Here is a 15,849-nt window from a genome sequence, read left to right as displayed (position 1 = left end):
CGGTTTGCCATCGAATTATTCAGACAGGGTATCCACGCGGTTACCGGTGACGCCTTGCACATTATCTCTGCTATGATGCCTGCACATAAAAAAGACAAAACAACACGCAGAGGAAATAATGAGTTCCACCAGAAGAGGGATGATGAACGTCCTGATCGCCGCCGTATTGTGGGGCAGTTCAGGGGTGTGCGCGCAGTACATCATGGAACAAAGCCAGATGTCGTCGCAGTTTCTAACGATGACGCGTCTGATATTCGCCGGACTGATTCTCCTTATGCTTTCCTTTGTGCATGGCGATAAAGTGTTTTCCATCCTCAGAAATCGCAAAGACGCCCTGAGTCTGCTGATCTTCTCCATCGCTGGCGCGCTTACCGTACAGCTGACCTTCCTGCTCACTATCGAGAAATCCAACGCCGCCACCGCCACGGTGCTGCAATTTTTGTCACCGACGATTATCGTGGCGTGGTTCGCGCTGGTGCGTAAAGCACGGCCCGGCATTCTGGTGCTGACCGCCATTCTCACCTCGCTGATTGGCACCTTTTTACTGGTGACTCACGGCAACCCAACGTCGCTGACGATTTCACCTTCCGCACTGTTCTGGGGAATTGCTTCAGCCTTTGCCGCCGCGTTTTATACGACCTACCCTTCGACACTGATTGCGCGGTACGGCACGTTACCGATTGTCGGCTGGAGTATGTTAATCGGCGGGGTGATCCTGTTGCCATTTTACGCAGGAGAGGGCACCCACTTCGTGGTGAATGGCAGTCTGATTCTGGCGTTTTTCTATCTGGTGGTGATTGGCACGTCGCTGACGTTTAGCCTGTACCTGAAAGGCGCGCAGATGATTGGCGGGCCGAGGGCCAGTATTCTGAGCTGCGCAGAGCCATTGAGCAGCGCGTTGCTCTCACTGCTGTTGCTGGGGATCACGTTCACCCTGCCGGACTGGCTGGGTACGCTGCTGATCCTCTCCTCGGTGGTGCTGATTTCAATGGACTCCCGCCGCCGCGCCAGAGGGGTCTGATGTCAACCGGCGCGGCAACGGGTGAGCATCACCAGCCCGGCACCGCGCCGCCGTTAAAGATTTTCTCTGCCGCTTTAGCGACTTCAGGCGACTGATAGGACTGAAGAAATTCTTTCACGTTTTCGGCGTCTTTATTGTCTTCCCGCGCCACCAGAATGTTCACATACGGCGAGTTTTTATCTTCAATGAACACGCTGTCATGCACCGGAGACAGCCCGGTCTGCTGAATGTAGGTGGTGCTGATGATCGCCACATCGACTTTGGCATCGTCCAGCACACGCGGTAACTGTGCGCCTTCCAGTTCCATAATGTTCAGGTGACGCGGATTGTCGGTGATATCCAGCGCCGTTGGCAGCAGCCCAGTCCCCGCTTTCAAGGTGATCAGCTTTTCTTTTTGCAGCAGTAACAGCGCGCGACCGAGGTTGGTCGGGTCATTGGGGATCGCCACCGTTGCCCCCTCTTTCAGTTGTTCAACGGTTTTAATTTTTTTCGAGTAGCCCGCCATCGGGAAGACAAACGTATTGCCCACCGTCACCAGTTTGTAGTTGTGCGCTTTGTTATCCTGCTCGAGGAACAGGCGATGCTGGAAGACGTTGGCATCCAGTTCGCCGTGGTTGGTGGCGTCATTAGGCAGTAGCGAACCACTAAAGCCGACCAGTTCGACGTCCAGACCGTACTTCTCTTTTGCCACTTTTTTGGCGACTTCCGCCACATCCTGCTCAGCGCCGTTAATCACGCCCACTTTGATGTGTTTTGTGTCGCTGCTTTGTTGATCGCAGCCTGCCAGCAGTAATCCCGCCAGCAATACTGCTGTGCCTGTCCAGACATGAGGTATCGTCAATTTCACGTTTTTATCCTTTTAAAATAACCGCCAGAGGGTAATGAAATGACTATAACGGGAGAGGCGTGGCGGATTAAAAATCGAAAAAGCATCAGCAAGAAGAAAAAGGCATAACGGGAAAATACCGGATGGCAGAAGTCCTGGTTTTCTTCTGGCTTCGCCATCCGGTCATCAAAATGTTTTCGACAAATAGTGGCGGGAAATGCCTTTTTCCGGAAAGTCCGGCAGCGTCATTTGCTGTGTATAGCCGTGTTTCTGGTAAAACGGCAGTGCCTGGAAGCTGAAGGTATCCACCAGTGCATGCAGGCAACCCCGCGCCTGCGCGGTTTGCTCCGCCGCCTGCATTAGTTTGCTGCCATAACCCGCTTTACGTAAGGATTCACTCACCCACACATACTCAATGCTCAGCCAGTCGCCCTTGATTTTCGCAATTAATCCCCCCTGCATCTCACCGTGCGAATCCCGCCAGTAGACCGCAAGATCGCCGAAATTCGTGGTTTTAATAAACTGACCGTTATAGGCTCGCAGCCCCTTAAAGAGCGCTTTCTGGTCCTCTTCGGTCACCGTATCGGTAATCTGTATCTGCATTTTATCCCTCTGAAAAACTACAACTTATGGTTGAACGCATTATTGAAGGTAGCACAGGCTGATGAGAGAGCACTGAACTGTCTACACTTACTCTAGTGATGATGCGCATTGATAAAAGGATGATGACTATGAAACGAATCATGTTACCGCTCGTGACCGCCCTGCTCGTATTGCCGGGAATTGCGCAGGCCAACTCGGCTTACGGCGGGCTCCAGACGGCGAATGAAAAGACGACAGTGCTGAACGACTTACGCAAAATCTGCACACCGCAGGCCTCAATGTCGGATGCGGCATGGGAAAAAAGCATTATGTCTGGTGAAGTCAATCAGCAGCATATCCGTGAAGCGATTATCGCCATCGAGCGAAATAACCAGAACAACTACTGGGAAGCGCTGGGCAAGGTTGAATGCCCTGATATGTAACACACGGTATTGCATCGTTTATTTCGCCCGTTCTACCTTGAAAACGGGCGCTGTAACCGGTTTCTTTTTTCTAAATTCGCCTATTCTCTTTGGAACAGACATTTGTTGCTGACCAAGGAGAAAAAACAATGCGATACCGTTTTCCTGAAAACTTTTGGTGGGGCAGTGCCTGCTCGGCGCTGCAAACCGAAGGCGACAGCCTGAACGGCGGCAAAAGCCAGACCACATGGGATGTGTGGTTCGCCAGCCAGCCAGGTCGTTTCCATCAAGGGATTGGTCCAGAGAATACCTCTGGCTTTTACCAGCACTGGAAACAGGACATCGCACTGCTAAAACAGCTGAAACATAACAGCTTCCGTACGTCGCTGAGCTGGTCGCGTCTGATCCCCGACGGCACCGGCGAGGTCAATCCTGAAGCCGTTGAGTTCTACAATCAGGTGATCGACGAGTTACTGGCGCAGGGCATCACGCCGTTTATTACGCTGTTCCACTTCGATATGCCGATGGTGATGCAGGAGAAAGGCGGGTGGGAAAACCGTGATGTGGTGGCGGCTTTTGGTCGCTATGCGCAGATTTGTTTCGATCTGTTCGGCAACCGGGTTAAGCACTGGTTTACCTTCAACGAACCGATTGTTCCGGTCGAGGGTGGCTATTTGTATGACTTCCATTACCCCAACGTGGTGGATTTCAAACGCGCGGCTACCGTGGCGTATCACACGGTGCTGGCGCATTCGGTCGCGGTTCGCGCTTATCGTGCCGGAAACCACGACGGTGAAATTGGCGTGGTGCTGAACTTAACGCCCTCTTACCCGCGCTCGGCACATCCGGCAGACGTTAAAGCCGCACATCATGCGGATCTGCTGTTTAACCGCAGCTTCCTTGATCCGGTACTCAAAGGGGAATATCCCGCCGACTTGATCGCATTGTTGAAAGAGTACGATCAGCTCCCCGCGTGTCAGCCTGGCGACAAAGAACTGATTGCCGACGGCAAGATTGACCTGCTGGGGATCAATTACTACCAGCCACGCCGAGTGAAGTGCCGGGATTCTGCCGTCAATCCTGACGCCCCCTTTATGCCGGAAGGATTATTTGATTACTACGAAATGCCGGGCCGTAAAATGAATCCTTACCGCGGCTGGGAAATTTATGAGCCGGGTATTTACGATATTATTACCAACCTGCACGATCATTACGGCAACCCGCGTTGCTTTATTTCTGAAAACGGCATGGGAGTCGAGAACGAGCAGCGCTTTATCGAGGATGGTCACATTAACGACCATTACCGCATTGAATTTGTCAGTGAACATCTGAAGTGGCTGCACAAAGGCATTAGCGAAGGCTGCAATTGTCTTGGCTACCATATGTGGACCTTTATTGATAACTGGTCATGGTTGAACGGCTATAAAAACCGCTACGGTTTTGTGCAGTTAGATTTAGAGACTCAGCAGCGCACCATTAAACAGAGCGGCAAATGGTTTGCCGCAACGGCTGAAAATAACGGTTTTAATTAAGTCAAAGGGTGACCTCCGGGTCACCCTTCCCGCTTACGGATGGGCGCTTTTTATGCGCACTTTCGAGGCGACCAACAGCGCCGTCAGCAGCATCAAACTGCCGGACAGCACCAACGGTGACAGCAACCCCAGGTTGTCGAGTGCGTAGCCGCCTGCCGCTGCGCCACACGTGTTCGCCAGCTGGATAACCGCGACCTGAATAGACCCGGCTTTTTCCGCCTGATCGGCAAGCGTGCGCGTGATCCACGTTGACCACCCGACCGGCACCAGCGCAAACGCCAGCCCCCAGATAATGGCGATCCCTGCGGCGACCCCTTTGTCGCTCCCCCATAATGTCAGTACCAACGCGCTCACGGCCAGCACCAGCGGTGCGCCCGCCAGCGCCAGTTTGACCGAGCGTTTGAGGATAACGGAAGAGATCGACGTGCCAACAAAGCTGGCAATACCAAAACTCAACAGCACCAGCGTCAGACCATCAACGTCAAAGCCCGCCAGATTCATATACAGCGGGCGAATGTAGGTAAAGAACGCGAACTGGCCAGCAAACGACATGAAGATGGCAATCATTCCGGCCATCACCCCAGGACGTTGCAGCAGGCTAAGCATGTTTTGCTTTTGGTGAGACGGTTCGCCAGGCAGAGAAGGCAACGCTTTCACCACCCAGAAAATACACAATACCCCCATCACCGCCGCCGCATTAAAGACGTTGCGCCAGCCAATAATACCGCCTAAAAAACTGCCTAATGGCGCAGCAATTACCAGCGCAATAGAGACCGCGCCGAAAATCACCGACAGCGCTTTCGGTACCGTACGCGCCGGAACCAGGCGCATAGTGAGCGACGCAGACATCGCCCAGAAGCCGCCAAGCGCCAGCCCGAGGCAAGCACGACCCATAAGCAGTAATGTGAAGGAGTTGGCAAACGAAACCAGCAGACATGAAATCGTCAGCAGAATGGCAAACAAGAGCACCACATAGCGACGGTCGGTCGCCTGGATAATTTGGGTAACAAACAGGCTGGCAAACATAGCGACAAACGCGGTTACTGTCACCGACTGACCGGCAACCCCCTCAGAGATCCCCAGATCCTGCGCCATGGGCGTCAGCAGACTGACAGGCAGAAATTCCACGGTGATCAGACAGGCGACGCAGAACGCCACAGCAAATACCGCAGACCAGTTAGGTCGGGCCATTTCTCCAGCGCGGGATTTTTCAGCTATACATTCACTCATTTTGTTACCTGCGTCGATTTTTTGTAGAAAAGTTACGCAGTGTAACATTTTAAATGTGACGAACTTAACGTTTTAGCAACTAAAACGCCTTACACCGAAAGAATACGGCATCCAGGTGCATTAAATATGGAACGCCACTCTCTTACCTGTGGGCAACTTAACATCAATACTTAACTCGCCACCCAGCGCTGCTACGTAACGTTTCAACGTAGAGAGGCGAGGATCATTTTCAGCCTGTTCCATTTTTGCAATGGTTGGCTGCTTAACGCCCATTGCCGCGGCCAGTTCTGCCTGAGACAGGTTAAGTTCTTCCCTTAACATACTTAATGCAATAGCCTGGTGCATCTCCTCGACTTTTTCAGCAATACGCGCCTGACTTTCCGGGGTTTGTTTAGCCATCAACTCTTTGAGGGTAGCCATAATTTTTCCTTACTTATTAAGATGTTTTCTGTACTCAGCATCTGCAAACTTAATCATATCCTTATAGAATTTCTTCTCGTTTAACCCCGTTTTATCTCCAGCGCACAACACGATGCCATGACGAGAAGGATCAAACGCGAAGAACGCCCGAATTGGGTTACCTTGATGCTGAATGCGTAACTCTTTCATGTTCGAAAAAGCGGAGTCGTTCACCGTATCCGCAAACGGTCTTCCCAATTGGGGGCCATATTCGGACAAAATAATCATAGCGGCGAGAATGTCCTCCTTGAGTGCTTCAGTTTGTTCGTCAAACCACCTGTCGAAAACGTCCGTTGTTTCAACATCCCACATAAGCGATCCCTCATAGCCAATAAGCTATAGATAAATTATAGCCTATTAGCTATAAAATCACTCTGTCTCGTCACACTATTTACACGCTTGCCAGTCCGGCATCATACGCAGCCGGAGATCCTCTCCTGATGTCCGTTAATCATCGGATTCGGTACCGTGCGGGCCAAGTCATTGCGCTTTGGTGAATAGCCTGGTACATGATGAACCTCGTCGTAAGCGTTAACGAGGGGCATCATGCGCGGGAGGTGGGGTATAAATATAATGACGATCCAGGATAATCATCATCACGAATATTGATATCAGTGCAGCCAGTGAACGCCATCTTCAGGTTGAAAAAACGCGTTGTAGCGCATCTGAAAAGCGTTAATTTCCTGCATATCAGGCTCCATTTCGCGCAGAAAACCCAGCGCAAGACGCACCTGCGCGTCGGTAATCGGCGCCGACAGCCGGGCTTTTTGCAGTAAACGGTGCCACTGCTGCAGGCTCTGATCGCTGCCGTCTACAATTACGTTCTGCCAGATCAGCAGCACCTGTGCGGCATTTTGCAGATGCGATTCATCGGGGCGGTGCAGATACTGTAAAAACGCCTCGCCTTGCGTTTTGCCCATTTGATCGATCATCGATTCCACCGGCACCACATCAATACCAAGACGCTCGCTCAGACGGCGAATCGCCCGTCGGGACCCGGAAGTGAGCACCCGAAAACCGATAACAAACACCACCGCCAGTGTGGCCAGCATTATCCAGACCATGAGTTCTCCTGCTTTATCAGCGCTCATGATATCTGGAAACCGTCTGTGAATACTAATCCACCAGAATGATTTTCAACGCAAAAAGCACCGCCACGGCAATGACACAGAGGTTTAGCTCCCGCCAGCGCCCGGTAAACACTTTCATAATGCAGTACGACATAAAACCCAGCGCAATCCCCTCAGTGATGGAAAAGGTAAACGGCATCATCACCGTCGTGATAAACGCGGGAACCGATTCGGTAAAGTCGTCCCAGTTAACGCGAGACAGGCTCGAGGTCATCAGTACGCCAACAAAAATAAGCGCCCCTGCCGTCGCATAGGCGGGAACCATCCCCACCAGCGGTGAAAAGAACATCACCAACAGGAATAATACCCCCACCACCACCGCCGTCAGGCCCGTACGTCCACCCACCGCCACGCCTGAGGTACTTTCTATATAGGCGGTAACGGAAGAGGTGCCGATAAACGCCCCAGCGACCGAACTCAGGCTGTCGACATACAGCGCCTTATTCATGTTAGGAAATTTACCGTCTTGATCGATTAAGCCTGCTTTATCCGTTACACCAATTAACGTCCCTGATGAGTCAAATAAATTGATTAGCATGAAGGAAAAAATGATACCGGCCAAATTAAGCGATAATGCGCCGCTCAAATCTACCTCGCCCATCACAGCGCTGATATTGGGCGGAACAGAATATACGCCATTAAAATGCACATCACCGAAAAATAACCCACAACACGATGTCACCACGATTGAAACCAGTACGGCGGCATGAAAATGTCGGGATGACAGAATGGTAATAATAAAAAAGCCTAAAATACCCAGTAATACTGTATGTGAGCTTAAGTTACCGATCGCCACCAGCGTGTCTTTATTTGCAACGATGACGCCTGCGTTTTTTAACCCCATCATCGCGATAAATAAACCGATGCCGCTGGTGATACCAATACGTAAACTGACAGGAATGTTAGAAATCATCCAGTAGCGAATTCGAAAAAGCGTGAGCAAAAACAGCCCCACGGCCCCCCAAAATATTGCGCCCATACCGGTTTGCCAACTCACGCCCATCGCCCCGACGACCACAAACGCGAAAAACGCATTCAGCCCCATTGCGGGCGCCAGCGCGACGGGCAGATTGGCAATCAACCCCATCGCAATACTGCCGATACCGGCAATCAGACAGGTCGTGACAAACACCACTTTGGGGTCCATCTGTGCGGCCCCCAATATCTGAGGGTTAACGAAAACAATGTACACCATCGTTAAAAATGTCGTCATACCGGCGATCATTTCAGTACGTACGGTTGTACCGTGCTGGTGAATTTTAAAGAATCGCGAAAGGCTACCTGAATCCTCTCTTATGTCATCACTGATCTCATTATTCATTTTTTTCATCCATTAGCGAGAATATTAACCTGTCTCTTTTTTAAACATATCCCATACTTAATTCAGTGATAATTATCACATTGCAATTGTGCGTAAGCCGATAAACTTTAAATAATCATTTGGTGTTTCTTAATGATAAATAACAATCAAATTGATAAAATCAAAATGAGAAAAATATGAATACTTTTATTAGCTATAAGTTTCATTACATTAGCCGCCAGGAACAGCAGGAATTGTTGGCGGTTTCTCGTGGCGAAGCCGTCGCCGATTATATTATTGATAATGTCATTCTTCTCGACCTCATCAACGGCGGAGAAATGGCAGGGCCGATTGTTATTAAAGGACAGCATATCGTGGGCATCGGCCCGGAATATATCGACGCCCCGGCATTACATCGCGTGGATGCCCACGGCGCAACGGCAGTGCCTGGCTTTATCGATTCACACCTGCATATTGAATCCAGCATGATGACACCCGTGACCTTTGAATCGGCGACGCTGCCGCGCGGACTCACCACGGTCATCTGCGATCCGCACGAAATCGTCAACGTGATGGGTGAAACCGGATTTGCCTGGTTTGTCCGCTGTGCAGAACAGGCAAAGCAAAATCAGTACCTTCAGGTCAGTTCCTGCGTTCCGGCACTGGCTGGATGTGATGTGAACGGCGCCTCTTTTACCCTCGAGCAAATGCTCGCCTGGCGCGATCATCCGCTGGTAACCGGGCTGGCGGAAGTGATGGATTATCCTGGCGTCATTGCCGGACAGAATGCGCTTCTCGATAAAATGGATGCCTTTCGCCACCTGACGCTGGACGGTCACTGCCCGGGACTTAACGGCAAAGCGCTTAACGCCTACATTGCCGCCGGGATCGAGAATTGCCACGAGAGCTATCGTCTGGAGGAGGGTCGCCGCAAACTGCAACTCGGAATGGCACTCATGATCCGTGAAGGTTCCGCAGCCCGTAATCTCAACGCGCTGGCGCCGCTGATCACTGAGATAAACAGCCCGCAGTGCATGCTTTGCACTGATGACCGTAACCCGTGGGAAATTGCTCATGAGGGACATATCGACGCGCTTATTCGGCGGCTGATTTTACAACATAACGTACCGCTTCACGTTGCTTACCGCGTCGCCAGCTGGTCAGCCGCGCGACATTTTGGCCTGCACCATCTTGGCCTACTGGCTCCCGGTAAACAGGCGGATATCGTTCTGCTCAGCGATGCCCGTCACGTAACGGTACAGCAGGTCTTTGTCAAAGGAGAGCCCATCAATGCCGATGCCCTGAAAGCAGAAGAACCCGCAAGACTGGCGCGAACCACGCCACCGTATGGCAACACCATTGCGCGGCAACCGGTATCCGCTGCCGATTTTCCGCTGCATTTCACGCCCGGAAAACGCTATCGGGTCATTGATGTTATCCCTAACGAATTAATTACTCACGCCAGCACCTGTCTGTGTACCCCGGATGGTTTCGATCGCGATGATATCTGCTATATCGCCGTCCTTGAGCGCTACGGGCACCAGCTCTCCCCGGCCTGCGGTTTGCTGGGCGGATTTGGCCTGCGTGAAGGCGCGCTGGCGGCAACCGTCAGCCATGACAGCCATAATATTGTGGTGGTTGGTCGCAGCGCCGAAGAGATGGCCCTCGCGGTGAATCAGGCGATCGCCGATAGCGGCGGGCTATGCGTGGTTCGTCACGGGCGCGTACAGAGTCATTTAGCGCTACCGATAGCCGGTTTGATGAGCACCGACACCGCACAATCACTGGCGGAGCAGATTGATGCGCTCAAGGCGGCGGGTCGCGAGTGCGGTTCACTGCCCGACGAACCGTTTATCCAGATGGCGTTTCTCTCTTTGCCGGTCATCCCCGCATTAAAACTCACCAGCCAGGGGCTTTTTGACGGCGAAAAATTTGCATTTACATCCCTGGAGACTGACTGACTTCAGGCATAAAAAAGCCCGGCATTAAGCCGGGCAAAGCGTTACCAAATACACACTTAAGCTACTTTCAATTCTCGAATTTTCTTTTCCCGGCGGATTTTACGTTCTTCAAATACGGCCACGATGGCCATCAGGCAGATACAGCCGATGGCGGCCGTATCCAGCGCGGCGAAGGTACCCGCCCAGCCGGTCAGACCGAAGACCGGCGTGCCGTCAGCAATCATCCCCAGTCCCAGCTTGGCGAAGCTGTCGCCAATCAGATAAGCAAAGGTGCCTTTGATACCATCGGCGGCGCCGATCGCTTTTTTCGGTACAAAACCGACCGCCGCGACGCCGATTAACAATTGCGGACCAAACACCAGGAAGCCGAGAGCGAACAGGGAAGCCAGATAAACGTACTGGTTGCTGGCATGCTGATAGACGCCCAGCGTGGCAATGATCAGCGCCAGCGCAACGCAGGCCACCAGCGCACGACGTCCGTTCGCCAGATCAGAAAGCCAGCCCCACAGCAGCGTACCGACCAGCGCGCCCACTTCAAACAGGGTAAAGCCCTGAATCGCCACTTCTTTGGAGAGTTTCAGCTCCTGGAAGGCATACACGGTGGACCACTGGTCGATACCGATGCGCACCACGTACAGGAAGATGTTGGAGAAGCACAGCAGCCAGATCACTTTGTTTTTCAGCACATACTCAACAAAGATCTGCCATTTGGTCATCTCATTTTCTTCAGTCTCTTTGTCTTCTTCGCTGATCTCTTCACCGAACAGCTCTTCCGCTTTACCGAGGCCGTAAGATTCCGGGGAGTCGCTGCCATAGCGCAGGCCGATAAAGCCCACAATCAGCGCAATAATCGACGGGAAGATAAACATGCCAATTACATGACCGTCGAACAGGACGTTCGCGCCGAACAGCGCTACGCCCGCCGCGCCCGCGCCGCCAAGGTTGTGGGAAATGTTCCACATACCGAGATAAGAGCCACGCTTACGGCGCGGCGTCCATTTGGTGATGGTGGAATAGCTGCACGAACCGCCGGTACTCTGGAAGAAACCGCTCAGGGCATAAAACGCGATCATCAGGAACAGGCTGGTAGAGCCGGTACCCATGCTGGCGCTGAAGCCGAGCATACAGATAGCGGAGAGGATCAGCATAAACGGCAGGAATTGCTTGGTGTTTTTGCCGTCAGCGTAATAGGAGACTAGCGTTTTGCCCACGCCGTAGGTGATCGAAAAACCCAGCCCAATCATCCCCAGTTGCGTCATGCTCAACCCGTAGGTGGAGATCATGTCGTTCTGCGCAATGTTGAAGTTTTTGCGGATCAGATACATGGTCAGGTAGCCGATGAAGACCACCAGATAGGACTGCATGAACGGTTTGAACCACATTTTGCGCCGCACATCGAGCGGCAGATCGAGGGTCGGTTTACGCACCTGGTTTAGGAAGGCCAGCATGGGTGGGATATCTCCTGATTTTTATACCTGCTTTATGGCAGTCATTGTAAAAATCAGCAGCCAACCCGGCCTGAGACAGCGTCCAGGCGGAACCGGGAAAATTTCTTAGTTTTGCCCGACTAGGCGAAAAAAGGTGAGGTGCGTCACGCTTCATTGACCTCGCGCGGCGCCTGAGCATTCAAAAACGGCAACAGCAGAAGCGCGGATATCCCGGCGGCAATGGCGATCACCACAAAAAACCCGGTCCAGTGCCAGGTTTCCATCACCTGCGCCAGCGGCCAGCCGGAGAGCGATGCGCCAAGATAGGCAAACAATCCGACAAACCCGGTGGCCGCCCCCGCCGCCTCTTTGTGCGAACACTCGGCCGCCGCCATACCGATCAGCATCTGCGGCCCAAAGACGAAGAAGCCAGTGGTGAAGAAGCAGGCGGCCTGCATCACGTAACTGGCAAACGGCATCAGCCACAGCGAGCCAACAGAAAGCAAAATGCCCGCAGCGAAAATCAGGTTCATTGGCCCACGGTTGCCATTGAACAGTTTATCCGAGCCCCAGCCCGCCACCAGTGCGCCAATAAACCCGCCCAGCTCGAACATGGTCACAGCCGTATTGGCGGTCACCAGGTCAACCCCCAGCGTCTCCGACATGTACAGGTTGCCCCAGTCGTTGATCGCCGCGCGCACGACGTACACCAGCACATAACAGAGCGAGAGTAGCCAGATGTAAGGGTTCAGCAAGACATATTTGGTGAGGATCTCTTTGCGGGTCAGCCCCGCCCCCTCCTGCTGCTGGGCGATTTCCAGCGCGTCGTGCCGCCAGTCGCCCACCGGCGGTAAACCGATGGCCTGCGGCCTGTCGCGCAGTCGCCAGCAGAGGAAAATACCCACCGCAATCGCCAGTAACCCGGCAATCATCATCCCGGCACGCCAGCCGTAATGCAGAGCGGTAGCAGCCATCACGATAGGAATAAGTGCGCCGCCGACGTTGTGCGCCGTGTTCCACAACGCCCACCAGCCGCCGCGTTCAGTACGCGAGTACCACGCCGTCAGCAAACGGGCGCATACCGGCGAGCCCCAGCCCTGGAAGAAGGCATTCAGCGCCCACAGCAGGGCAAACGCCCACAGCGAGGTGGAGAAGCCGAACAAAATGTTCACCACTCCGGTGGCGATCAGCCCCATCCCCATAAAATAACGGGCGTTAGAGCGGTCGCTGACGATGCCGGAGACAAATTTCGACAGCCCGTAAGTGATGTAAAACAGCGTGGCCAGCAGACCAATGTCGCTGCGGGTCAATACGCCGCTGGCGAGGATTTCCGGCACCGCGGCGTTAAAACTTTTACGGGTGAAGTAGAACAGCGCATAACCGAGCCAGATGGTGGTCAGAATATGTCGCCGCCAGTAGCGGTAACGGGCGTCGATTTCGCGTTTATCGTTAATTAACGGCGCATTCACCGGGGCTTTCAGAAACGTCAGCATCCCTTCTCCTTACACGTAACGCAGGGGTAATGAGACGCTCACGCGCGTACCGTGGGTGCAGGAAATCGCCAGCATTCCCCCCAGTGCCGTCACACGTTCACGCATTCCGGTCAGGCCAAAACCCAACTGACCCGATCCTGGCGGCAGCCCGCAACCGTCATCTTCAATCACCAGCATCAGGCGGTCGTTCTGCTGCCAGCCCTGTAGCGTCACCGCACTGGCACTGGCATGCTTCACAATGTTGTTCAGACCCTCCTGGCACACCCGAAACAGGGTCACCCGCTGGCCTTCACTGAGCATTGATTCGTCGATTGTCCAGTCGAGATGGCTGACGATGCCGCGGCTTTCCAGCTCCATTTCACGCATCAGCGAACGAATGGCCAGCTCCAGCGTCAGATCGTCCAGTTGGCGGGGGCGTAAGCGCCCTAACAGGCGGCGCACCGCGTCATACACGCCCAACGATAACTGTTCGATATGCGCTCCGCTCTGCTTCACGCCCGCATTTTCAGGAGCCAGCCGTTGCACAATGCCGGCTTGGGTGCGGATCGCGGTGATGGTCTGGCCGATATCGTCATGCAGCTCGCGCGCCACGTCGCGCCGTACGCTCTCTTCGGTTTCCAGCAGACGTTCCGCCAGGCGGTGATTACGCGCCAGCTCGTTTTGCAGCGACTGATTAAGCTCGCGCAGGCGTTGGATCCCCGCGCCGAGTAGCAGTCCGGTCAGACTCTGCGCCAGCAATGAGAGCAATAAATCCACCGGGTGATCGTGCCAGGTCTGGCTGGCAATCAACGCGATGGCGTTCATCAGGGTCGCGATCAGCGCCCCTTGCCAGCCATAGTGCCAGGCCAGCGCGATAATCGGCAGCGCCAGACAAAACGGCGTAAAGCGGGAAAGTTCATCCGGCAGCCCAAGCTGCAGCCACAAACTGACGGTGAACAACAGCAGATACCAGACCAGATGGCGACCGCGCCAGTTGACCGGCTGCGAAACCAGCGCCGGACCGAGCGGCAGCCAGGTGGTGCTGGTGAGGTAATGCCAGAACACCAGGCAAATGGGGGCCAGCGTCAGTCCGCCCGTGAGCGTCAACAGCAGCGCGGTAAAGGCCGCTTCGCCTTGCCCCATCCACGGTAAAGACTGTAGCAGTGCCGCCGCCGTAAGCGCCGCGCTTTGCAAAAGCAACGTGCGCCAGTCGCGTTGATGGCGATAGCGGGAGATTAACGCCACCGGAAGCAGCGTCAGCACGCTTCCGATCATCAAAAGGGGAAGATGAGCGAGCGCCACTTCCTGCGCCAGCCAGTAGGCAAGTAGCCATTCTGCACCCAGCAATACTGGCCAGTAGCCGCGCGGGCATTGCAGCATGAGTCCCAGACGCAGACCAAATGGAAACAACAGCACCGCCATTTCCGGGCGCTCAACCAGATGCAGGCTGATGCTCCACAGGCAAAACCACGCGGCGGAGAAGATAAAAAAGCAGGCGATAACGGTAATTAACCGGGAGAAAAAGGTGCTCATCACCAGCCATCAAACATACGGCGAGCCAGTTCAACGTCATTGCTGACGCCCAGTTTTTCCATCAGATTGGCGCGATGCACGTGTACTGTTTTCGGCGACAGCCCCAGTTCAGCGGCAATCTCTTTGACCGCCATACCCTGCGCCAGTTTTTCCGCCACCTGACGTTCGCGTTTGGTCAGCGGATCCTGACGCCCTGCCGCCAGCTTTACCGCGATATCCGGCGTCAAATAACAACCGCCTGTCGCCACCGTATGGACCGCAGAAATCAGTTCATCAGGGCTACAGCGTTTGGAGAGGAAACCACGGGCGCCTGCATTCAACGCCTGCTCCACCAGCGCCGGACTGTCATGAACAGAGAGCATGATGGTCGCCATCCCTTTTGGCAATTGACTCAACAACTCCAGCCCGGAGATATCCGGCATGGAAATGTCGCAAATACAGACCTGCACGCCCCGCCCCGGCAGTCCCGCCAGCGCCTCTCGTCCCGATCCGAACTCGGCTACAACCTGCAAATCAGGCTCCAGCCCCAGCAACTGTGCAAAGCCGGAGCGGACGATCAGGTGATCGTCAATAAGGGCAACGGTGATCATGGTTCTGTCCTGGCGGGTAAAAAAACGCGCTTACCTTAACGATAAGCGCGTTGCTGTTCAAGCCTTGAGCTGTTATTCGAAAAAGACGGCAATCTTATTAAACATGGTCGGATCTGACTGGTTACGAATGACTTTCACGACATCCTCCAGTTTATCTATCTGGCTAATCATCTGTTCAAGACGTTGATCGTCATTGACCAGTAGCCAGATACGGCTTTGGTCGCTGTTCTGGATCGGCAAACAGAGGATGCCCTCCACGTTAAAGGCGCGACGGGCGAACAAGCCGCAGACGTGGGTCATTACGCCGGGATGGTTACGCACGGTGAGTTCCAGAATGACGTTTTCATGTGACTGTTTCTGCATG

At 53.7% G+C, this 15,849-nt stretch carries 16 protein-coding genes; 4 read left to right on the top strand and 12 right to left on the bottom strand.

Going from position 1 to position 15,849, the window contains the following annotated elements:
- Window positions 1–118: 118 nt before the first annotated feature.
- Window positions 119–1,021, top strand: a complete 903-nt coding sequence (locus tag JM656_RS00200; RefSeq protein WP_203359543.1) for a carboxylate/amino acid/amine transporter — start codon at window positions 119–121, stop codon at window positions 1,019–1,021.
- Between the two features lie 28 nt (window positions 1,022–1,049).
- Here the strand turns inward: JM656_RS00200 and nlpA are convergent, their stop codons facing one another.
- Both nlpA and JM656_RS00190 read right to left on the bottom strand, forming a co-directional pair.
- Complete coding sequence (gene nlpA, locus JM656_RS00195) at window positions 1,050–1,868, bottom strand: lipoprotein NlpA (protein ID WP_203359542.1); 819 nt, start codon at window positions 1,866–1,868, stop codon at window positions 1,050–1,052.
- A gap of 165 nt (window positions 1,869–2,033) precedes the next feature.
- Complete coding sequence (locus JM656_RS00190) at window positions 2,034–2,450, bottom strand: GNAT family N-acetyltransferase (RefSeq protein WP_203359541.1); 417 nt, start codon at window positions 2,448–2,450, stop codon at window positions 2,034–2,036.
- Window positions 2,451–2,578: 128 nt separating this feature from the next.
- Between JM656_RS00190 and JM656_RS00185 the strand changes: the two genes are divergently transcribed.
- Window positions 2,579–2,872: a YicS family protein gene (locus JM656_RS00185; protein ID WP_203359540.1), complete on the top strand. Its 294-nt coding sequence runs from the start codon at window positions 2,579–2,581 to the stop codon at window positions 2,870–2,872.
- 128 nt (window positions 2,873–3,000) lie between these two features.
- Window positions 3,001–4,383, top strand: a complete 1,383-nt coding sequence (locus JM656_RS00180; RefSeq protein WP_203359539.1) for a glycoside hydrolase family 1 protein — start codon at window positions 3,001–3,003, stop codon at window positions 4,381–4,383.
- A 33-nt stretch (window positions 4,384–4,416) separates the two neighbouring features.
- On the opposite strand, the gene nepI is transcribed toward JM656_RS00180, so the two are convergent.
- The 5 genes from nepI to JM656_RS00155 form a co-directional block, all read right to left on the bottom strand.
- Window positions 4,417–5,613, bottom strand: coding sequence for a purine ribonucleoside efflux pump NepI (gene nepI, locus JM656_RS00175; RefSeq protein WP_203359538.1), 1,197 nt, complete (start codon window positions 5,611–5,613; stop codon window positions 4,417–4,419).
- Window positions 5,614–5,733: 120 nt separating this feature from the next.
- Window positions 5,734–6,033, bottom strand: coding sequence for a helix-turn-helix domain-containing protein (locus JM656_RS00170; RefSeq protein ID WP_203359537.1), 300 nt, complete (start codon window positions 6,031–6,033; stop codon window positions 5,734–5,736).
- 9 nt (window positions 6,034–6,042) lie between these two features.
- A complete protein-coding gene (locus tag JM656_RS00165) occupies window positions 6,043–6,384 on the bottom strand; it encodes a type II toxin-antitoxin system RelE/ParE family toxin (protein WP_203359536.1) in 342 nt (113 codons plus the stop codon).
- A 299-nt stretch (window positions 6,385–6,683) separates the two neighbouring features.
- Complete coding sequence (locus tag JM656_RS00160; RefSeq protein WP_203359535.1) at window positions 6,684–7,136, bottom strand: DUF1198 domain-containing protein; 453 nt, start codon at window positions 7,134–7,136, stop codon at window positions 6,684–6,686.
- 52 nt (window positions 7,137–7,188) lie between these two features.
- A complete protein-coding gene (locus JM656_RS00155) occupies window positions 7,189–8,523 on the bottom strand; it encodes an NCS2 family permease (protein ID WP_203359534.1) in 1,335 nt (444 codons plus the stop codon).
- Window positions 8,524–8,699: 176 nt separating this feature from the next.
- Between JM656_RS00155 and adeD the strand changes: the two genes are divergently transcribed.
- Window positions 8,700–10,463, top strand: coding sequence for an adenine deaminase (gene adeD / locus JM656_RS00150; RefSeq protein WP_203359533.1), 1,764 nt, complete (start codon window positions 8,700–8,702; stop codon window positions 10,461–10,463).
- Window positions 10,464–10,519: 56 nt separating this feature from the next.
- Here adeD and uhpT read toward each other — a convergent pair whose 3' ends face one another.
- The 5 genes from uhpT to ilvN form a co-directional block, all read right to left on the bottom strand.
- Complete coding sequence (gene uhpT / locus JM656_RS00145) at window positions 10,520–11,911, bottom strand: hexose-6-phosphate:phosphate antiporter (RefSeq protein WP_203359532.1); 1,392 nt, start codon at window positions 11,909–11,911, stop codon at window positions 10,520–10,522.
- Between the two features lie 143 nt (window positions 11,912–12,054).
- Complete coding sequence (locus JM656_RS00140; protein WP_203359531.1) at window positions 12,055–13,383, bottom strand: MFS transporter; 1,329 nt, start codon at window positions 13,381–13,383, stop codon at window positions 12,055–12,057.
- Between the two features lie 9 nt (window positions 13,384–13,392).
- The gene (gene uhpB / locus JM656_RS00135; RefSeq protein WP_203359530.1) at window positions 13,393–14,895 is read right to left on the bottom strand and encodes a signal transduction histidine-protein kinase/phosphatase UhpB; all 1,503 of its coding nucleotides are present in this window, start codon (window positions 14,893–14,895) and stop codon (window positions 13,393–13,395) included.
- Window positions 14,895–15,485: a transcriptional regulator UhpA gene (gene uhpA / locus JM656_RS00130; protein ID WP_203359529.1), complete on the bottom strand. Its 591-nt coding sequence runs from the start codon at window positions 15,483–15,485 to the stop codon at window positions 14,895–14,897. The genes uhpB and uhpA overlap by 1 nt, the downstream gene beginning before the upstream one ends.
- A 72-nt stretch (window positions 15,486–15,557) precedes the next feature.
- A complete protein-coding gene (gene ilvN / locus JM656_RS00125; protein ID WP_203359528.1) occupies window positions 15,558–15,848 on the bottom strand; it encodes an acetolactate synthase small subunit in 291 nt (96 codons plus the stop codon).
- Window position 15,849 lies beyond the last annotated feature (1 nt).

This window comes from Citrobacter sp. R56, from assembly GCF_016811995.1.
Taxonomy (GTDB): domain Bacteria; phylum Pseudomonadota; class Gammaproteobacteria; order Enterobacterales; family Enterobacteriaceae; genus Citrobacter_D; species Citrobacter_D enshiensis.
Note: the sequence above shows the minus strand (reverse complement) of the source record. Positions and strands in the feature narration are given on the sequence as shown.